The sequence below is a fragment of the Aromatoleum toluclasticum ATCC 700605 genome (assembly GCF_000378245.1).
GTDB lineage: Bacteria > Pseudomonadota > Gammaproteobacteria > Burkholderiales > Rhodocyclaceae > Aromatoleum > Aromatoleum toluclasticum.
On sequence record NZ_KB899492.1, the window covers coordinates 229,948 to 249,526 of the forward strand.

Annotated in this window: 16 protein-coding genes; 4 read left to right on the top strand and 12 right to left on the bottom strand. The window is 68.3% G+C overall.

The window, feature by feature from the left end; translation table 11 throughout:
• Window position 1: 1 nt before the first annotated feature.
• The 6 genes from F464_RS0104125 to F464_RS0104150 form a co-directional block, all read right to left on the bottom strand.
• A complete protein-coding gene (locus F464_RS0104125; RefSeq protein WP_018988514.1) occupies window positions 2-946 on the bottom strand; it encodes a peptidase U32 family protein in 945 nt (314 codons plus the stop codon).
• Window positions 947-957: 11 nt separating this feature from the next.
• Window positions 958-1,932 carry a peptidase U32 family protein gene (locus F464_RS0104130; protein ID WP_232428826.1) on the bottom strand — a complete coding sequence of 325 codons (975 nt, stop codon included), beginning with the start codon at window positions 1,930-1,932 and terminating at the stop codon, window positions 958-960.
• A 17-nt stretch (window positions 1,933-1,949) separates the two neighbouring features.
• Window positions 1,950-3,383, bottom strand: coding sequence for a pyridoxal phosphate-dependent aminotransferase (locus tag F464_RS0104135; RefSeq protein ID WP_018988516.1), 1,434 nt, complete (start codon window positions 3,381-3,383; stop codon window positions 1,950-1,952).
• Window positions 3,384-3,557: 174 nt separating this feature from the next.
• Complete coding sequence (locus F464_RS0104140; protein WP_018988517.1) at window positions 3,558-4,751, bottom strand: multidrug effflux MFS transporter; 1,194 nt, start codon at window positions 4,749-4,751, stop codon at window positions 3,558-3,560.
• 66 nt (window positions 4,752-4,817) lie between these two features.
• On the bottom strand, window positions 4,818-6,317 hold the full coding sequence (locus tag F464_RS0104145; RefSeq protein ID WP_018988518.1) for a YifB family Mg chelatase-like AAA ATPase: 1,500 nt from the start codon (window positions 6,315-6,317) through the stop codon (window positions 4,818-4,820).
• A gap of 104 nt (window positions 6,318-6,421) precedes the next feature.
• Window positions 6,422-6,685 (bottom strand): accessory factor UbiK family protein, encoded by a 264-nt coding sequence (locus tag F464_RS0104150; RefSeq protein ID WP_018988519.1) that lies wholly within the window; start codon window positions 6,683-6,685, stop codon window positions 6,422-6,424.
• A 323-nt stretch (window positions 6,686-7,008) separates the two neighbouring features.
• Between F464_RS0104150 and F464_RS0104155 the strand changes: the two genes are divergently transcribed.
• From F464_RS0104155 to F464_RS0104165, 3 genes are read left to right on the top strand one after another with little or no spacing between them, the layout of a single operon-like run.
• Window positions 7,009-7,752, top strand: a complete 744-nt coding sequence (locus F464_RS0104155) for a TorF family putative porin (protein ID WP_018988520.1) — start codon at window positions 7,009-7,011, stop codon at window positions 7,750-7,752.
• A 50-nt stretch (window positions 7,753-7,802) separates the two neighbouring features.
• Window positions 7,803-8,141 carry a P-II family nitrogen regulator gene (glnK, locus tag F464_RS0104160; RefSeq protein ID WP_018988521.1) on the top strand — a complete coding sequence of 113 codons (339 nt, stop codon included), beginning with the start codon at window positions 7,803-7,805 and terminating at the stop codon, window positions 8,139-8,141.
• Between the two features lie 11 nt (window positions 8,142-8,152).
• Window positions 8,153-9,613 carry an ammonium transporter gene (locus F464_RS0104165; RefSeq protein WP_018988522.1) on the top strand — a complete coding sequence of 487 codons (1,461 nt, stop codon included), beginning with the start codon at window positions 8,153-8,155 and terminating at the stop codon, window positions 9,611-9,613.
• A 100-nt stretch (window positions 9,614-9,713) separates the two neighbouring features.
• Here the strand turns inward: F464_RS0104165 and F464_RS31880 are convergent, their stop codons facing one another.
• The 5 genes from F464_RS31880 to ilvA form a co-directional block, all read right to left on the bottom strand.
• On the bottom strand, window positions 9,714-11,714 hold the full coding sequence (locus F464_RS31880; RefSeq protein WP_018988523.1) for an ATP-binding protein: 2,001 nt from the start codon (window positions 11,712-11,714) through the stop codon (window positions 9,714-9,716).
• Window positions 11,715-11,725: 11 nt separating this feature from the next.
• Complete coding sequence (locus tag F464_RS0104175; protein ID WP_018988524.1) at window positions 11,726-12,934, bottom strand: ABC transporter substrate-binding protein; 1,209 nt, start codon at window positions 12,932-12,934, stop codon at window positions 11,726-11,728.
• A gap of 207 nt (window positions 12,935-13,141) precedes the next feature.
• Entirely contained in the window at window positions 13,142-14,017 is an 876-nt protein-coding gene (gene purU, locus F464_RS0104180) for a formyltetrahydrofolate deformylase (RefSeq protein ID WP_018988525.1), read from the bottom strand.
• A 4-nt stretch (window positions 14,018-14,021) separates the two neighbouring features.
• Window positions 14,022-14,633, bottom strand: a complete 612-nt coding sequence (gene thrH, locus F464_RS0104185) for a bifunctional phosphoserine phosphatase/homoserine phosphotransferase ThrH (protein ID WP_018988526.1) — start codon at window positions 14,631-14,633, stop codon at window positions 14,022-14,024.
• A gap of 260 nt (window positions 14,634-14,893) precedes the next feature.
• Entirely contained in the window at window positions 14,894-16,132 is a 1,239-nt protein-coding gene (gene ilvA / locus F464_RS0104190) for a threonine ammonia-lyase (RefSeq protein ID WP_018988527.1), read from the bottom strand.
• A gap of 201 nt (window positions 16,133-16,333) precedes the next feature.
• Here ilvA and F464_RS0104195 point away from each other — a divergent pair, with 201 nt between their 5' ends.
• A complete protein-coding gene (locus tag F464_RS0104195) occupies window positions 16,334-17,542 on the top strand; it encodes an HD-GYP domain-containing protein (RefSeq protein ID WP_018988528.1) in 1,209 nt (402 codons plus the stop codon).
• A gap of 84 nt (window positions 17,543-17,626) precedes the next feature.
• Here F464_RS0104195 and F464_RS0104200 read toward each other — a convergent pair whose 3' ends face one another.
• Complete coding sequence (locus tag F464_RS0104200) at window positions 17,627-19,558, bottom strand: ATP-binding cassette domain-containing protein (RefSeq protein ID WP_018988529.1); 1,932 nt, start codon at window positions 19,556-19,558, stop codon at window positions 17,627-17,629.
• Between the last annotated feature and the right edge of the window lie 21 nt (window positions 19,559-19,579).

Consider the following 19,579-nt stretch of genomic DNA (forward strand, 5'->3'; position numbering starts at 1 on the left):
CTCAGCTCCGCCCGATGTAGCGCTGGCCCGCGCCTTCGAAGTAGTAGCCGTTGCACAGGCCTTCGCGCGCAAGGCTCGCGAGCGTGTCGAGTGCCGGTGCGAAATCCCCCGCGGCCTCGCCGGCAAAAGCCCGCTCCAGCGCATCGCGGTAGATGCGCCCGACGGCCGCCGCATAGCCCGGCGCCTCGCCCTTGTTATGCACGTAGAAGTGCTTCAGGCCCATGCCCGCGAGCCGCTCGCCGTGCTCGACCATGCACAGGTCCTTGCCCGACAGCGTCATTCGCCCGGTGTCCTTGAGCGACCAGTCGGCGCGGCTGCCGTCGTCGCGGCCGCGCTTCAACCAGTGCTCCTGCGTGCATTGGTAGGAACAGCTACCCTCGCCGCATGCGCCCTCGGCACCCTCCTCGCTGTGCTCGAGGATGAAGCAGGTCTCCGAAATCACCAGCGGGATCTTGCCGTGCACCGGCACCAGCACCTCGATGTCGGCGTGCTCGGCGATGTAGCGCACCTCGTCGAGCGAAAGTTCCGGATTCGGATACACCCGCGTCACGCCGTGGTCCTTGAGCACCTTCGCGGTCTCGTGCGTGTACAGGTTGCCGAACACGCCGAGGTGGATAGGCGCCGTGCAGCCGCGCTCGCGCAGCATGCGCAGCACGCCGAGGTTATGCACCTCGATGGCATCGAAAGGCAGCGCCAGCGCGGTGTCGATCACGTCGCCGACCCACGCGAGGTCGTCGTTGCCGGGCACCGCATAGAGGCGCAGGTAAGCCTTCTGGCCGCGCGCATGCACGTGCTCCAGCCCGGCTGCGAGCAGCTCCGCGTGCGAGCTGAAGTTGTTCGGATACTCGGGACAGGAGAAATCGCCGAGGTAGATCGCGTCGTAGGCCGAGAAATCGCCCTCGCGCAGTTCCTTCAGGTTGCCGACGTCGGTGGATAGTTCGAACATGTCCAGTCTCCTCAGATGGGGGTGGCGGCAACGCGCCGGGATTCGTCGATCGCCTGGCGCAGCAGGCGGTTGTCGCGCTTTGCACGCTCGGTCATCCAGCGCCCGCGCAGGGTCTCGAGCTCGGACGCGAAGACGGATAGATCCGGGCGGTCGGATTCCAGGATGGTGTCGACCGCGCGCCGGTACACGCGCACGATGTCGCGCACCAGCACCGCCGAACGGTCGCGTCCCGGCACCTTCAGGCAATCGACGCCCGCGGCGAGGTAGTCCGGCAACTCCTCCAGCCACAGCGCCGGGTTGGTCTTGATCGTCATCGGCAGCCGGTAATCGATGTCGTCGACGTTGAAGTTCCATTCCGTCTGGCACACCCGCAGGCAGTCGCCGCCGCGCGAGGCCGAGCCGAAGAAGTGGTCCTTGCCCTCGGTGTCGAGCCAGCGGCGGAAGCTGAAATAGCTGCTCATGTTGCATTTGCCCGGACATATCTTGCCGCCCGACGGCGTCTTAAACAGGAAGACCTCGATGCCGACCTTGCCCGCGCCCTTGATCTGGCGGATCTCCTCCACCGACAGGCGATAGGGCAGCACGACATAGTCCGCGCCGAGTTCGCGCAGGAAGCGCACGTCCTCGTAGTTGGTGATGCCGCAGCCGACGCTGGTATGCACGTTCACATGCGGCAGGCGCTCCTTCACCAGCCGCATCGCGCCCAGGTCGCTGATCATGAAACCCTGCGCGCCCCAGCCCGCATAGCGCTCGACGCGCTCGACGAACATCGGCAGCTCGATCGAGCTCGGCAGCGTGTTCACCACCACGCGCACCTCCTTGCCGCGCGCCGCCGCGTAATCGATCGTGTGGCGGATCTCATCGTCGTTCAGTTCGTCCTGCGCGCCGCGCCGGCTCCAGCCGACGACGCCGACGTACACCGCGTCCGCCCCCTCGTCGAGCACCGTCTTCGCCATCTCCAGCGTGCCGCCGGGAGCCATCATCATCACCATAGGGATCTCCTTCAGGCCGGGACGGCGTCCCGGCAGTCCTGGTCTTCGCGCAGCAACTCGCCCAGCGCGGCGAGGAAGCGCGCGTTCTCGACGGGCAGGCCGACGCTCACGCGGATGTGTTGCGGCAGGCCGTAGCGGGCCATGCACTTCACCGCCACGCCGCGTTCGCCCAGGCGGGTGAGCGCATCGCGCGGCGCGCGCAGCAGCACGAAATTCGCCGCCGAAGGCACGAAGTCGACGCCAAGGCGCGCGAGGCCGCTCATCAGCACGTCGCGCTCGCGCGCATTCGCCGCGATGCTGGCGCCACGATGTCTTTCGTCCTGCAGCGCCGCGAGCGCGGCCGCCTGAGCGAGCGAGCCGAGGTGGTATTGCGGGCACAGTGCCGTCATGCGCCGCACGATCTCCGGCGGCGCATAGCCGTAGCCGATGCGCAGGCCCGCGAGCCCCTCGACCTTCGAGAGCGAACGCAGGACGAGCACGGGCGCCCCGTCGCGCAGGTCGGCGATGCCGTCGATCAAGTCCTGATCGAGCGCATAGTCGCGATACGCCTCGTCCAGCAGCAGCGCCGCGCCAGGGGGCAGTGCGTGGCGAAGACGGGTCCAGTCCGCCGGGGACATCAGCGTGCCGGTCGGGTTATGGGGCGATGCAACGACGACCATCCGTGTCGCCGGCGTGATGCGTTCGCGGAAGGCGTCGAAGCGGTAGTCCGCTCCGTCGAGCGGCACGCGAACCACCCGCGCACCGGTTCGGTCCGCCGCGGAACGATAGGCCGGAAAGGCCGGGTCGGGAATCAGCACCTCGCCGCCCGAGCCGACGAGGCTGCGCATCGCCAGATCGATCAGCTCGCAGGCGCCATTGCCGATCAGCACGTGCGCCGGCGACAGTCCCGCCCGCCCGGCGAGCAAGCTGCGCAGCGCCGCTGCATCGACGGACGGATAGCGGTGCAACTGCGCCAGTTCGCGCGTGATCGCGGCGCACGCCGCGGGCGACGGTCCGCAGGGGTTTTCGTTGCCGGACAGATCGACGGCGGGCACAGCCGCGCCGGCGTAATGCGCGTGGATCGACGCGACCAGCGCGGGATGGGGATCGGCCTGCGGGCGCGCGGCGCGCACCCGGGCGAAGGCCGCGTCGAGCGGCAGGCCGAGGTGCTCATGCAAGAAGCACGCGGCCAGCGCCGGCGAGCGCGAGATTCCCTGCTCGCAGTGCATCAGCACGCGGTGCCCCGCCGCAATGCGTGCGGCAAGGAAGGCCGCCGCCGCGCCGATCGTCGCGCCCGGCAGCGCCACGCGGTCGGCCACGGCCAGCCCCAGCTGCAGCGCCACCTCGGCCGGGCGGGCCAGCGGCGCCAGCGACAGCAGCGTATCGATGCCCGCCGCCTGCAGCGCCGCGCCGTCGGCGGCGTCGGCGCTGCTTCCCACGGCCAGCTGCGGCATCACGAAATCCATTCCATCGCCCTCCGGGGCACACCTGCGAACATGTCGACATCATCGACACGTGCGCAGCGGCGCGACACGGCAGGATCATGAAGCGGAGATCATGATTTTCTGCAAATCCCTCTCGAGAATATGGTTATGACCAATCCACCGACCCGGCGTGCCGCCCCGCAGCACACGCACGCCTCAGCGCACGCAGCCGCCCGCGCGCCGGCACCAGGCGATGAAGCCGATGCCGCCGAGCGTCAGGAAACCGGCCATGCCGGCCGCCAGCGTCAGCGGCGAATACCACAGCATGGGCGCGAAGATGCCGGCGATCGTCGAATTGACCCCGACCTGCAGGAAGCTCTGGCAGCTCGACGCCAGGCCGCGGTGCGACGGGAACAAGTCCAGCGCCAGCAGCGTCACGCTCGGCATCGACAGCGCCATGCCGAAGGTGTAGAGCACGATGGGCAGCACCGACCACGGCAGGCCGGGCGGCAGCAGCGTGGCAACCAGCAGGTTCGCAGCCGCCGCCGTCGCCATGATCGTCATGCCGATCGCGACCGTGCGGCGCACGTGCCAACGCCCGGCAACCCGCTCTGACAGCGCGGAACCCGCGCTCATGCCGACCACCGCGGGCACGAACAGCCAGCCGAATTCCTGGGCGCTGAGGCCCAGGTGCTGCATCAGGAAGGCCGGCGCCGACAGCACGTAGAGGAAGAAGCCGTTGAAGTTGAAGGCCGCCGCCGCGCTCAGCAGCACGAAGGCGCCGCTGCCCAGCACCCGCCGGTAGGCGCGCCAGAGCAGCACCGGATGCAGCGGATGGCGGTGCTCGGCCAGCAGGGTCTCGGGCAGGAAGCGCCAGGTGAGGAAGGCCAGCAGCGTGCCGAAGAAGGCGAGGAAGAAGAAGATCGCGCGCCAGCCCGCCGCGGCCAGCAGCAGGCCGCCGATGACAGGCGCGATCGCCGGGGCGACGCCGAAGATCAGCATCACGCGCGACATCAACCGCTGCGCGTGCGCGCCGTCGAACAGATCGCGGATCACCGCCCGCCCCACCACCATGCCCGCCCCGCCGACCATGCCCTGCAGCGCGCGGCCCACCCATAGCCATTCGATCGACGGCGCCAGCGCGCACACCAGCGAGGCCAGCGCGAACAGCACGCTGCCGGCGATGAGCACGTGCCGGCGCCCGAAATGGTCCGCGAGCGCGCCATGCCACAGCACCATGAAGGCGAAGGTCGCCATGTAGGCGGTGAGGGTCTGCTGGATCTGCAGCTGCGAGGCGCCGAGATCCGTCGCCATCGCACCGAACGCGGGCAGGTAGGTGTCGATCGAAAACGGCCCGATGGCGGCGAGCGCAGCGAGCACAAACGCGAGCCAGGGCGAGGAGGCGGGCATCAGGGGGATCTCTGGGGTCGTTGTTGTTCGGTACCGGGCATCCCCCCGAGCGCCCCGCAGGCCGCGTCAGCGCGAGTCGAGGCCGCGCCGGTACTGGATCGCCTCGGCCAGATGTGCAGGGCCGACGCGCTCGGCGCCGGCCAGGTCCGCGATCGTGCGGGCGACCTTCAGGATGCGATGATACCCGCGTGCGGACAGGTTCAACCGCCGGATCGCATGATCGAGCAAGGCCTTGCCCTGCTCGTCGGGCGCGCACAGCGCATCGACACGACCGGGCGCGAGGTGGCTGTTCGCCCCGCCCTGGCGTTCCCGCTGCACGGTCCAGGCCTGCACGACGCGCTCGCGCACGGCTGCGCTGGATTCGCCCGCAGGCTGGCCGGTCATCTCCGTATGGTCGAGCAGCGGCACCTCGATGACGATGTCCATGCGGTCGAGCAACGGCCCCGACAGGCGTCCGCGGTAACGCGCAACCTGGTCCGGCGAACAGCGGCAGCGCCCGCCCTTGTCGCCGGCGTGGCCGCAGGGACAGGGATTCATCGCTGCGACGAGCTGGAAGCGGGCGGGAAACTCTGCGCGCTGGCGTGCCCGCGACACGGTTACCGTGCCGGTCTCCAGCGGCTCGCGCAGCGCCTCGAGCACGCGGCGGTCGAACTCGGGCAGCTCGTCGAGGAAGAGCACGCCGCGGTGCGCGAGGCTGATCTCGCCCGGCCGCGGGTTCGCTCCGCCGCCCACAAGCGCCGGCGCCGACGCCGAGTGGTGCGGCGCGCGGTAGGGCCGGCGGCCCCAGCGGCGGGCGTCGAAGGGTCCTTCGAGCGACTGGATCGACGCACTCTCGATCGCCTCGGCCTCGTCGAGCGGCGGCAACAGCCCCGGCAGGCGACGCGCGAGCATGGACTTGCCGGTTCCGGGTGGGCCGAACATCAGCAGCGAATGCTGCCCGGCGGCAGCGACTTCGAGCGCGCGGCGGGCCTGCAGCTGCCCCTTCACCTCGGCGAGATCCGCGTCGTCGTCCCGCCCTTCGGCGAGCGGTGGCGCCGGCCGGCGCGCAAGCGGCGTGTGGCCGTTGAGGTGCGCGCACACCGCCAGTAGGCTGGTCGCGGGCAGCACGCTGGCGCCGCGCGCGAGCGCCGCCTCGTCGGCGTTGGCGGCCGGCAGCACCAGCGCACGGCCGGTGCGTCCGCTCTCCAGCGCCATCGCGAGGCCGCCGCGCACCCCGCGCAGGCTGCCGTCGAGCGAGAGTTCGCCGACGAATTCGTGCTTTGCGAGTCCCGCTGCATCGACCTGCCCCGACGCCACAAGGATCCCCAGCGCGATCGGCAGGTCGAAGCGCCCGCCCTCCTTGGGCAGGTCGGCGGGGGCGAGATTGACGGTGATGCGGCGTTGCGGGAATTCGAACTGCGAGGTCGCGATCGCGGCGCGCACGCGTTCGCGCGCCTCGCGGACTTCGGTGTCGGGCAGGCCGACCAGGTTGAATGCGGGCAGGCCGTTGGCGAGATGGACTTCCACCGTCACCTCGGGCGCGCCCATGCCTGCGAGCGCCCTGGTGCGTACGAGTGCCAGCGACATCGGTACCTCCGGAATGGACTGCACGCAGTCTACCGGAGGCACCGACAATGACAAAAGACTATCTCCTGCGCGTGGATGCGACGGCGCCGGTCAGGCGCTGCCGCTCACTCCTCGTCGCGGTCGGCGCGGGCGCGTGCGAGTTCGGATTCCAGCGTGGCGACGCGGTCTTCCAGTTCGGCGAGCTTCTGGCGCGCGTGCGCAAGCACCTCGCGCTGCACGTCGAACTCCTCGCGCGTGACCAGATCGAGCTTGCCGAAGGCGCTGCCGAGCAGGGCCTTGGCGTTCTTTTCGAAGTCGCGGGCGGGATTGCTGGCGGCGAGTTCGGACAACTTGGCACCGATCTCGTCGAGGAAGCGGGGGCCTGCCATGTAGATACCTCTGGAGCGTAAGCGAAGGGCAAAAGTCTAGCACGGGCGCGGGTTCGGGTACGGACGGACGCCCCATTGCGGTGAGCGGCCCGGACTCAGCGCGGCGCGACGCACCACGAAATCGACTAGAACGCACCATGGAGGTGCATTTCGTGTGCGAGCACTCTGCTGCAAGTGCACAAAATTCCGTCCGCGGCGCCCCTTGAAACCGATCATTACCTTTTATAAACAATGCGTTGTGTCGCCATTTCGACAACTTGGCACGGCACATGCAAAGGAGGACTCGCCAGCAATCAAAAAACCAACCATCAAGGAGCAACACCATGCACAAGCGCATCATCGCCCTGGCCGTTGCAGCAGCCCTCCCGCTGATCGCTTCCGGCACGGCGGCCGCCGCCGACAGCCCGATCGCCGCGAACGTCGCCCTGGTGTCCGACTACGCCTACCGCGGCATCAGCCAGACCGACGAGAAGCCGGCGCTGCAGGGCGGCTTCGATTATGCGCATGCCAGCGGCCTGTACGTGGGCGTGTGGGGGTCGAACGTGTCGTGGCTGAGCGATCTCGAGCGCGGCACCGGCGAGCACTCCGGCAACAGCCTCGAACTGGATGTCTACGGCGGCTACAAGGGCACGGTCGGCGACATCGGCTACGACGTGGGCCTGCTGCAGTACGTCTATCCGGGCGAGTTCGACTCGGGCTGGCGCACCACGATCGGCCTGAAGAAGCCGAACACGCTGGAAGGCTACGTCGGCCTGTCGTGGCAGTTCCTGTCGTTCAAGTACTCGAACTCCTTCACCAACCTGTTCGGCGCGCCGGACTCGAAGGGCAGCCAGTACTTCGACCTGTCGGCCGCCTACGAGGTGATCCCCGGCACGACGCTCAACGCCCACGTCGGTCACCAGAAGATCGCCGGTCCGGCGCTGTCCTACACCGACTGGAAGGTCGGCGTGAGCCAGGTCGTCGCGGGCGTGACGCTGGGCCTGCACTACGTGGATACCAACCTGAAGGACAAGGAAGACCTCAACGCCGACGGCCGCTACGTCGTGAGCGTCAGCAAGACCTTCTGAGCATGCAAGGCCGCGGGGCTCCGGCCCCGCAAGACTGAAAGGAAACCATCATGAAATTCGTCACAGCCATCATCAAGCCCTTCAAGCTCGACGAAGTGCGCGAGGCCCTCTCGGCAATCGGCGTGCAGGGCATCACCGTCACCGAGGTCAAGGGCTTCGGCCGCCAGAAGGGTCACACCGAGCTCTACCGCGGCGCCGAATACGTCGTCGACTTCCTGCCCAAGGTGAAGATCGAGGCCGCCGTACGCACCGAACTGCTCGAACAGGTGATCGAGGCGATCGAGAAGTCCGCCGCGACCGGCAAGATCGGCGACGGCAAGATCTTCGTCTTCGACCTCGAGCAGGCCATCCGCATCCGCACCGGCGAAACGGGCGCCGAAGCGCTGTAAGGGAGAACACCATGAAAAAACTGTTTGCTGTCCTGCTTGCGGTCCTGGCTCTCGGCTTCGCCGGCCTCGCCAGCGCCGAGGATGCCCCGGCCGCGGCCGAGGCCGTCACCGCGGTTGCCGATGCGGCGGCCGCTGCCGCCCCCGCGGCCGCGGCGCCTGCTGCCACGGTCAACAAGGGCGACACCGCCTGGATGCTGACCTCCACCGCGCTGGTCGCCTTCATGGTGATCCCGGGCCTCGCGCTGTTCTACGGCGGCCTAGTGCGCTCGAAGAACATGCTGTCGGTGCTGATGCAGGTCTTCGTGATCTTCTCGCTGATGATCGTGCTGTGGTTCGTCTACGGCTACAGCCTCGCCTTCACCGAGGGCAATGCCTTCGTCGGCGGCTTGTCGAAGGCCTTCCTCAGCGGCGTGACGGTCGATTCGATGGCCGCGACCTTCAGCAAGGGCGTCGCGATCCCCGAGTTCGCCTACATCATCTTCCAGGCAACCTTCGCGGCGATCACCCCGGCGCTGATCGTCGGCGCCTTCGCCGAGCGCATGAAGTTCTCCGCGGTGCTCCTCTTCATGGTGCTGTGGTTCACCTTCTCCTACCTGCCGATGGCCCACATGGTGTGGTACTGGGCGGGCCCGGATGCCTACATCGACGCCGCCGCGGGTGACGCGGCCGCCGCGACCGCGGGCTTCCTGTTCCAGAAGGGTGCGCTCGACTTCGCCGGCGGTACCGTGGTGCACATCAACGCCGCCGTCGCCGGCCTGGTGGGTGCCTTCATGATCGGCAAGCGCATCGGCTACGGTCGCGAGTCGATGGCCCCGCACTCGCTGACGCTGACCATGGTCGGTGCGTCGATGCTGTGGATCGGCTGGTTCGGTTTCAACGCCGGCTCCAACCTCGAAGCCAACGGCCTGGCCGCGCTGGCCTTCCTCAACACGATGGTCGCGACCGGCATGGCGGCGATGTCGTGGATGGCCGCCGAATGGCTGATGAAGGGCAAGCCCTCGCTGCTGGGTGCTGCTTCGGGTGCGGTATCGGGTCTGGTTGCGATCACCCCGGCCTGCGGCTGGGTCGGCCCGATGGGCGCGCTGGTGATCGGGCTGCTGGCCGGCGTGATCTGCCTGTGGGGCGTGAATGGCCTCAAGCGCATGCTCGGCGCCGACGACGCGCTCGACGTGTTCGGCGTGCATGGCGTGGGCGGCATCCTCGGCGCGATCCTGACCGGAGTGTTCGCCAACCCGGACCTCGGCGGCGTCGGCGTGTATGACTACGTCGCCAACGCGGTGGCCCCGTTCTCGACCTCGGCGCAGGTCACCAGCCAGGTCTGGGGCGTGGTGGTCGCGATCCTGTGGTCGGGCGTCGTGTCGGTGGTGGCCTACAAGATCGTCGATGTGCTGATCGGCCTGCGCGTGCCGGAAGAAGAAGAGCGCGAAGGCCTGGACATCACGGCCCACGGCGAGACGGCCTACCACGTCTGAGCATTGCCGGATCGCTCCCTCGTCCGGTCCTGCAGCGGGCGCCCCTCCGGGGGCGCCCGTTTTCGTTCACGCCCGCCGGGCAGGTCTCGCCCGCCGCGATTCACGCGCCATCGGAAGCGAGCACCACGTCGGAGGCTGCGGGAGACAGGCCTGCGATCGGCAGCCGGATCGTGAAGGTGGTGCCGCGCCCCGGGGTACTGTCGACGTCGATCCGGCCGTTGTGGGTCTCGACAATCTTGTACACGATATGGAGCCCGAGCCCGGTCCCCTTGCCCACCGGCTTCGTCGTGAAGAAGGGGTCGAAGATCCTGCCGACGATCTCGGGCGCGATGCCCGTCCCCGTATCACTGACGCGCACGACGACTTCACCGCCTTCGACTCCCGTCCGCACCCCTATGGAGCCGCGCGTTGCGATCGCCTGCGCGGCATTGACGAGCAGATTGAGGAAAACCTGTCCCAGCCGCCCCGGGTAGCAGTACAGGGACGGCAGCGCGCCATAGTCGCGGATCACCTCCGCCTTGTATTTCAGCTCGTTCCACGCGACGTTGATGACCTTGTCGATGAGGACGTTGAGATCGGCCGGCTCGAGCTCCTGCCGGTCCACGTGCGAGAAATCCTTGAGATCGGCGACGATCTTCGCAATCCGCACAAGGCCTTCCTGCGATTCGTCGAGCAGTTGCATCAGATCGCCGCGCATGAACTCGATGTCCATCTGCGCCCGCAGATCGGCCAACTGCTGCACCGCCGGCCCCGTCGCGACGGTGGCGCAGGCCTCCTCGTAACGGTCGAGCAGCATCAGCAAGTCCTCGCCGTAGCTGCGCAAGGTGCGGATGTTGCTCTTCACGAATCCGACCGGATTGTTGATTTCGTGCGCGACGCCGGCGGCGAGCTGGCCGAGCGAAGCCATCTTCTCCGACTGGACCAGTTGCGCCTGCGTCGCGCGCAGCTCCTCCAGGGTCTGGCGCAAGGAGTCGTTCGCAGTCCGCAGGTCGGCCTCGGCTCGCCGCCGCTCGGCGATCTCGGCGCTCAGCGCCACGTCCTGAGCCTGCAACCGCCCCATCATGTTGTTGAAGCTTTCCCCCAGCTGGCCGATTTCATCGCCGCCGCCCGGCGGCACACGCGATGACAGATCGCCATGATCGACGATCGCATGCATCGTGCCCCGCAGCGCTTCCAGCGGCTGCACGAAGCGGCGAGCGCGCCAGAACACCAGGGCGGATACGGCGAGCGCACTGAACAGACCGACGATCGCCATGCGCCAGACGAGCTCGGCGACGGGCTCATGCAAATGTGCGACCGGTACCGACAGCACCACATGCCAGCGGAACGGAGGTTCGCCATCGGGAAAGGGCAGCGCGAGCAGCGCGTGCAGCTGTCCCCCTGACTCCACGAACTGCGGCCCGGCGCCGGCCCGCCCGACGGCTTCGACCACCGCCGGCGGCGTGTCGCCATAGACGGTGCGCCCCATGGCGTCGACGATCGCGCTGACAGGATGCCCCGCATCGGGCATCAGTTCGCCAACGAAGTCGAAGCCGAATTCCGCGGCGAGAACGCCCTCCACCTGGCTGTGGTAGAAGATCGGGAAAGCCAGTGTGACCCACGCCTTGCCACCCGCGTCCAGGCGCACGCTGCCCTGCGCGCGTCCGGCGAGCACCTCCTTCAGCCAGGGCGTATCGGGGGCCGGCGGACCTGCGGAATGGTTGGCCGTGATCAGCCGGCCCTTGTAGTCGAGTACCGCGATCTGCGGGTGCTCGCCGCCGCGCCCGGCGAGCGTGAGCTTCTCGATGAACGAGCGCAGGTAGGCTTCCCGCCCGAGCGAGTCGACGACGCCGTTGACCAGCAGCGTATTGCGCGAGGTCGCCCGCAGATGCTCCCATTTGGTGCGCAGATCTTCGACGATCGCGCGCGCGCTGAAGCGCAGCTTGTCCTCGAGGCTCGCCTGCACCTGATCGGCGACCGTGCCGCTCGCGTGATAGGCGACGCCGGCCGACATCGCCACCAGCGTGGTGAGATCGAGGACAAGAAAGAAGATGACCAGGCGGTCCCGCAGCGACTGCCCGAAGCGCCGCGAGCCGGGCGAGGAGTCCTTCCGCGCGTCCACCCCGGCCGCCGTCAGCGTATTGCGGCCTTGACCGGCACCAACACGCCGTCGCTGCGATAGCGCGCCATGCGGTAGTCCGCAACCGACAGCCCCTCGTGGCGGTCGCGCGTGAACACCGGCCGATAGCTGCGGATCAGCCCATCATGGCGCGGCAGGTTCTCCAGGGCGGTGCGCACCTTCTCGCGATCGATGCTGCCGGCCTGACGGATCGCCAACGCCAAGACCTGCACCAGCTCATAGGCATGCGCGACACCGACCGGGGCCGGGATGTGTTCGGGGCTCTCGACGCCGAACATCGCGCGGTAGCGGTCGAGCACTGCGCGCGCGCGCACGCCGCTCGCGTCGAGGAAGGAATAGGTCTGCATCACCTGCAGATCGACCTCGCGCAAAGCCTCGCCGGCCAGTTCGACGAAGCGGCCGCCGCTCACGCCCCAGTGCGAATATACGGGCAGCCTGCGCGAAGGCGGACGCGCGGCCAGCGCCTTGATCGCGGCCGCCCCTTCGACGGCGTTCGCGGCCATGAGGATCGCATCGGCACCGGCCGCCTCCAGCGCCAGCACGGCGGGCGTCAGATCGGCATCTCCCCAGTGGAACCACTGCACCGCCGCGGGCGCGAGCCCTTCGCGGGCCAGTGCTTCGGTGATCGCCTGTTCGTTGCTGCGCCCCCAGGCGGTCCGCTCGAGCAGCAGGCCGACGCGGCGGTGGCCGGCGGCGAGCGCCTGTGCCGTCAGGAAAGCGCCGACGTACTGGTCGCGCGCCGAGATCCGGAATACGTAGCTCGGCTGGCGACCGTTGTCGATCACCGGGGTCGCCGCAGCCCACGGCACGAGGATGAGCAAGCGCTTGTCGTGGATGAGCTGCTGGTTCTCGATGATCGCCGGGCTATGCACGCCGCCGAGCACCGCGGCCAGTCGGTCGTCGGCCGCGAATTCGTTGAGATTGTCGGTGCTGCGCGCGGGAACGCCGTGGTGGTCCTTCACCTGCAGCTCGAGCTTCCGGCCGCCGAGCAGGCCGCCGCTCTCGTTGATTTCGGCGATCGCGATCAGCGCCCCCCGCCGGATCGCCTCGCCCCCCTGGGCCGAGGCCGATGACATGTCCGCGTCGAGCCCGATGACGATCGCGGGCGGAGCAGCGTTCGCGACGCTGTACCCGGCGACGACTGCGGCGATCGCGAAGACCGTGCGGAACAGGGGCCACCACGCGATATGGCTTGGGTTCATCCTGCGCCTCCCTGATCCTGATGTTGATGTCGAGATACGGACGAACTGCCGCGCGCAGCCGCCGACACGCGGCTGCATTCTAACCCGAAAGGCATAGCCCGGCCTCACCGCCGGCGAGGCAATGCGATGCGGAGAACCGCCGAAAAACCGGATTCATGCCGGCCGGCGGCCATGCGGGCAGGGCGTTCGCCCCGGCGTGGCCGCCGCTCAGCGGAACACGACCGTCTTGTTGCCGCGCAGCAGCACGCGGCCTTCGAGGTGGTAGCGCAGCCCGCGCGCGAGCACGGTCTTCTCGATGTCCTTGCCGTAGCGCACCATGTCCTCGACCGCATCGGAGTGATCGATGCGGATCACGTCCTGCTCGATGATGGGCCCTTGGTCGAGCTCGGACGTGACGTAGTGGCAGGTCGCGCCGATCAGCTTCACACCCTTCGTCCACGCCTGGTGGTAGGGCTTCGCGCCGACGAAGCTGGGCAGGAAGCTGTGATGGATGTTGATGATGCGCCCCGGATAGGCCGCGCACAGCTCGGGCGACAGCACCTGCATGTAGCGCGCGAGCACGATCGTGTCGCCGCGCACTTCCTCGACGATGCGCTGCACCTCGGCATACGCCGCGGCCTTGTTGTCCGACGTGACCGGCACGTGGTGGAAGGGGATGCCGTGCCACTCGACGAAGCCGCGGAAGGTGTCGTGGTTGGAGATCACGCAGGGGATCTCGACGTCCAGTTCCTTCGACTGCCAGCGCGCGAGCAGATCGTAGAGGCAGTGCTCCTGCTTCGACACCAGCACGACCACGCGCTTCTTCACCGCCGAGTCGGTGATGCTCCAGTCCATCTCCAGCTCGTCGGCGATCGGACGGAAGCGCTCGCGGAACTCGGCGAGGTGGAAGGGCAGCGAGTCGGCCTTGATCTCGATGCGCATGAAGTAGCGCCCGACGGCCTCGCCCTCCTCGGGCGGTTCGGCGTGCAGCGAGGTCTCGAGGATCCAGCCGCGGTGCTCGGCGATGAAGCCCGACACGCGCGCGACGATGCCGACGCGGTCGGGGCAGGACGCCGACAGGGTGTAGAAGCGGTCGCGATGCATCGGATTACGCGACGCGCGCGAAGGCCTTGTCGATCTCACGGCGCAGTTCGGCGTAGCTGCGCGTGACCGGGAACTGCGGGAATTCGCGGATGACGTTCTCGGGCGGATGGAACAGGATGCCGCCGTGCGCCTCGCCCAGCATCGCGGTGTCGTTGTACGAGTCTCCCGCGGCGACGACCGTGAGCTTCAGTTCCTTGAAGCGCTTGACGGCCTCGCGCTTCTGGTCCGGCATGCGCAGGTGGTAGTTCACCAGCACACCGTTCTCGTCGGCTTCGAGGCGGTGGCACAGCAGGGTCGGCCAGCCGAGCTGCTTCATCAGCGGCTTGGCGAATTCCTGGAAGGTGTCCGACAGGATCACGACCTGGTAGCTCTCGCGCAGGTCGTCGAGGAAGTCGCGTGCGCCGGCCATCGGGCCCATGCTCGCGATCACATCCTGGATGTCGGGCAGGCCCAGCTTGCGCTCGGCAAGGATCTTGAGCCGGTACTTCATCAAGGTATCGTAGTTCGGCTCGTCGCGCGTCGTGCGGCGCAGCTCCGGGATGCCGGTACGCTCGGCGAATTCGATCCAGATTTCGGGGACCAGCACACCTTCGAGGTCGAGACAGACGATCTGCACGGCAAGCTTCCTGTATCGGCGGATAAAGAGACCCCGGATTCTAGCAGTCGTCGACGGCCGCGCCGCCGCGCGCGGAGCCCGTGGCGTTCAAAAAATTTAATCTACCGGGAACCAATTACTTCACCTGCGGTCTGGGGAATATGGCCCTATAATGGCAGGGCTAAATGCGTAACCCTTGGCCCGATGGAGGCCATTTTGCGGGACGACTCCGGTCGTCCCGTTTTTCTTTCCGCCTTCCCGCTCCACCGTTCTTCCTGCGCTCAGCCGGCGAGCAGGTTGCGCACGCGCAGGCCCTGCTGCGCAAAGTGCGCGCGCAATTCGTCCTGGTGCTCGAAGTCGCGCGTCTCCATCTGCAGGATCACCTCGGTCATGCCCACCGGCACGTGCAGTTCGCCGCGCCGGTGTTCGACGTGGCGCACGTTCATGCTCAGGTCGGCGACCGTCTTGAGCACCGCGAGCAGCTGGCCCGGCGCATCGGAGATCGTCACCGCGACGCACATCAGCCGTCCGCTCGACGCGAGGCCGTAGTCGATCGAGCGCCCGACCAGGGTCATGTCCACGTTGCCGCCCGAGACCACCACCACCGCACGGTCGTCCGGGCACAGCGCGATCTTCTTCTGCATCAGCGCGGCGAGGCCGACGACGCCCGCGCCCTCGCCTATCGTGCGCGTGCGTTCGAGCAGCGTGACGATGGCCTCGGCGATGGCGTTGTCGTCGACGGTCACGATCTCGTCGACGTAGCGTGCGATGACCTGGCGCGTAAGCTTGCCCGGGCGCTTCACCTTGATACCGTCGGCGATCGTGTGCGCGCCGGGCGGCACCTCCTCCAGCGCACCGTCGCGCAGGTAGGTGCGCCACGGCGCGACCGTCTCGGTCTGCACGCCTATCACGCGGATCGCCGGATTCTGCAGCTTGAGCGCCAGCGCGATACCCGAAATCAGCCCGCCGCCGCCCAGCGGCACGATCGCGACCGTCATGTCGGGGGCGTCCTCCAGCATCTCGAGCCCGCAGCTCGCCTGTCCGGCGATCACGTCCCAGTCGTCGTAGGGATGGAGGAAGCTCAGACCCTCGGCCTTCGCGAGCTTGAGCGCCTCGTCGGTCGCCACTTCCAGCGTCTCGCCCACCAGGCGCACATCGGCGCCGAGCTTGCGACAGGACTGGATCTTCGTCAGCGGCGCATTCACCGGCATGACGACGACGGCGCGCAGTCCGCACTGGGCCGCCGCACGCGCAACCCCCTGGGCGTGATTGCCGGCCGAGGCGGCGACCACGCCGGTGGGCGGATTGTCGCCCGCGAGCAGGCGACCGATCTTGTGCGTGGCGCCGCGCAGCTTGAACGAGCCGGTACGCTGCAGGTTTTCCAGCTTGAGGCGCAACGGCACGCCGAGCTCCTCGGAGAGCGGATCGTTCTGCCACTGCACGGTACGCAGGATGGCGTCACGGATGCGCTCGCGTGCAGCGAGCAGGGCCGGCAGATCGAGCGGCAGGGCAGCGGGCATGCGGAAACCTCGGGGCAAGGGTTGCGCGAAAGCACGACAGGAGTCGCTGACACCACTTTATTGCAGCGGCCATTAAATACAAGCGTTCACGCCACGCCTGCCGAAGGGAGCACGGAGCGGCGGTCGCGCGGCGCCACCCATATGCGGTATAAATGGCACCTGCCCGACAAACCACGCGCAGCCACATACCGCATCCCGCCGATGATCAAACTCATACGCACCGAACAGCTCGCGCGGGGCATGTTCATCCACGACCTGAACTGCGACTGGATCGACCACGATTTCATGCTCAGCCGCTTTCTCGTCAAGGACGCGGCGACGCTCGCGCGCGTGCGCGCCATCGGCGTGCGCGAAATCTACATCGACACCGCGCGCGGCGGCGACGTGGCCGACGCGCCGAGCGCGGAGGAGGCTGCACGCGAGCTCGACGCGACGCTGGACCGCATCGCGACGACGCGGCACGACGGCTCGCTGGCGATCTCGCCCGAGGCCGAGCGTTATCGTGCGCGACGGCTGCACGGCGAAGCGCGGCGCATCGTGCGCGACATGATGGGCGACATCCGCCTCGGCAAGCAGATCGAACTGGAACAGATCGAACCGCTGATCGAGAACATCGTCGAGTCGATCTTCCGCAAATCCGACGCGCTGCTGCCGCTGCTGCACCTGAAGGACCACGACGACTACACCTTCATGCATTCGGTGTCGGTGTGCGCGCTGATGACGAGCTTCGCGCGCACCCTGGAGCTGCCGCGCGAGGTGATCCGCGAGATCTCGATCGGCGCGCTGCTGCACGACGTCGGCAAGGCCAGGGTGCCCGAGGAGATCCTCAACAAGCCGGGCAAGCTCACCGACGCCGAGTTCGACGCGATGAAGTCGCACGTCGTGCAGAGCAAGATCATCCTGCAGTCCACGCCGGGCATCAGCGAGATCGCGCTGGACGTCGCCGCGCAGCACCACGAGCGCTTCGACGGCACGGGCTATCCCAACCGGCTCGCGGGGGACGACATCAGCCTGTACGGGCAGATGGCCGCGATCGTCGACGTGTATGACGCGATCACGTCGAATCGGGTCTACCACAAGGGCATGCCGCCGACGCTGGCGCTGCGCAAGCTGCTCGAATGGAGCAAGTTCCACTTCGCGCCGAAGCTCGTGCACACCTTCATCCGCTCGCTCGGCATCTACCCGACCGGCTCGCTCGTGAGCCTGCAGAGCGGGGCGCTCGCGGTCGTGCAGGAACAGAACGCGGACAATCTGCTCAAGCCGCGGGTGCTGGTGATCTTCGACCTCAAGCAGCGCTGCTACACGACGCCGCGGGAACTGAACCTCGCCGATTCGTGGGACGCGATCGTCGAGCACGAGGATTTCGACAAGTGGCAGATCGACCCGGCGCGCTGGGTCGCGGTGGTTTGAGCGGAGCACCGAGCGGGAAAGGGCAGGAACCGTAGGGCGGGAGGAGCGCAACGCATCCCGCCAGCTCCCACTCCGGAGCGCGGTTCAATCGGCAGGCATCGCCTCCAGCACCTCGGAAATCTCCAGCCAGCGCATCTCCGCTTCCTCGATCCAGCCGGCGAGCTCCCCCTGGCGCTTGAGCAGGGTCTGCAGCTGGGCGGAATCGCCGCCCACGTAGAGCGACGGGTCGGACAGGCGCGCGTCGAGCAGCTTCTTCTCGCCCTGCCAGCCGGCGAGCTTCTTCTCGATCTGGTCGATCTCCTTCACCAGCGGACGGCGCGCCGCGAGCCGCGCCTGGCGTTCGGCGGCGGACTGCGCGCGGTCGGCCTTGCGCGCCGCCTTGTCGGCCTCGCGGTCGGGACACTTCGCGGCCTCGGCCGCCTGCGCGCGGCGCGTCGCGAGCCAGTCGCGGTAGTCGTCGAGGTCGCCGTCGAAGGGCTGGATACGGCCGTCGTCGACGAGCAGGAAGCGGTCGCAGGTCGCACGCAGCAGCGCCCGGTCGTGCGACACCAGCACCATGCCGCCCTCGTACTCCTGCAGCGCGAGGGTGAGCGCGTGGCGCATCTCGAGGTCGAGGTGGTTGGTCGGCTCGTCGAGCAGCATCAGGTTGGGGCGCTGCCAGATCATCAGCGCGAGCGCGAGGCGCGACTTCTCGCCGCCCGAGAAGGGGCCGCAGGGCGTCGTCGCCGGGGTCGAGGTGCCGCCCACGCCGTCGCCGCGGAAGTCGAAGCCGCCGAGGTAGTCGCGCAGCTCCTGCTCGCGGGCGCGCGAGTCGAGGCGGACCATGTGCTGCAGCGGGGATTCGTCCGGACGCAGGGTCTCCAGCTGGTGCTGGGCGAAGTAGCCGATCGCGAGCCCCTTGCCCTCGGTGCGCGTGCCGGCGGCAAGCGCCAGCTCGCCCGCGAGCAGCTTGATCAGCGTCGACTTGCCCGCGCCGTTGCGCCCGAGCAGGCCCACGCGCTCGCCGGGACGCAGCGTCAGGCGGACGCGGTCGAGGACGGTGCGCTCGCCGTAGGCCACCGCGCCGTCCTCGATCTGCAGCAGCGGGTCGGGCGCGGCCGGGCCCTCGCGGAAACTGAACGAGAAGGGGTTGTCGATGTGCGCGGCGGCGATGCGCTCCATGCGTTCGAGCGCCTTGATGCGGCTCTGCGCCTGGCGCGCCTTGGTCGCCTTGGCGCGGAAGCGGCGGATGTAGTCCTCAATGTGCGCGACCTCGCGCTGCTGCTTCTCGAACATCGCCTGCTGCTGCGCGAGGCGCTCGGCACGCTGGCGCTCGAAGTCCGAGTAGCCGCCGGTGTAGAGCGCGAGGCGCTGCTGCTCGATGTGGGCGATGTGGGTGACGCAGGCGTCGAGGAATTCGCGGTCGTGCGAGATCAGGATCAGCGTGCCGCGATAGTCGCGCAGCCACTGCTCGAGCCACAGCACGGCGTCGAGGTCGAGGTGGTTGGTCGGCTCGTCCAGCAGCAGCAGGTCGGAGCGGCACATCAGCGCCTGGGCGAGGTTCAGGCGCATGCGCCAGCCGCCGGAGAAGTCCGCCACGGGCCGCTCGGGATCGTCGCCGACGAAGCCCAGGCCGTCCAGCAGCGCCGCCGCGCGGGCGCGCGAAGCGTAGCCGCCGATCTCGTGCAGGCGCGCATGGAGCTCACCGATATGCGCGCCGTCGTGCGCCGCTTCCGCCGCGGCGAGCTTCGCCTCGACCTCGCGCAGCTCGGCGTCGCCGTCGAGCACGTACTCGATGGCCGGCTTCGCGAGCGCCGGCGTTTCCTGCGCGACGTGCGCGATCTGCCAGCCGGCGGGAATCTCGAGGTCGCCCTGATCCTGGTGCAGCAATCCACGCAGCAGCGCGAAGAGGCTGGACTTGCCGGTGCCGTTGGCGCCGGTCAGACCGACCCGCCAGCCGGGGTGGATCTGCAGCGACGCCGAATCGACGAGAACTTTGGCGCCCCGGGCGAGGCGGAGGTTGCGAAACTGGATCACGTCAGCGCATCTTCGGGCAAA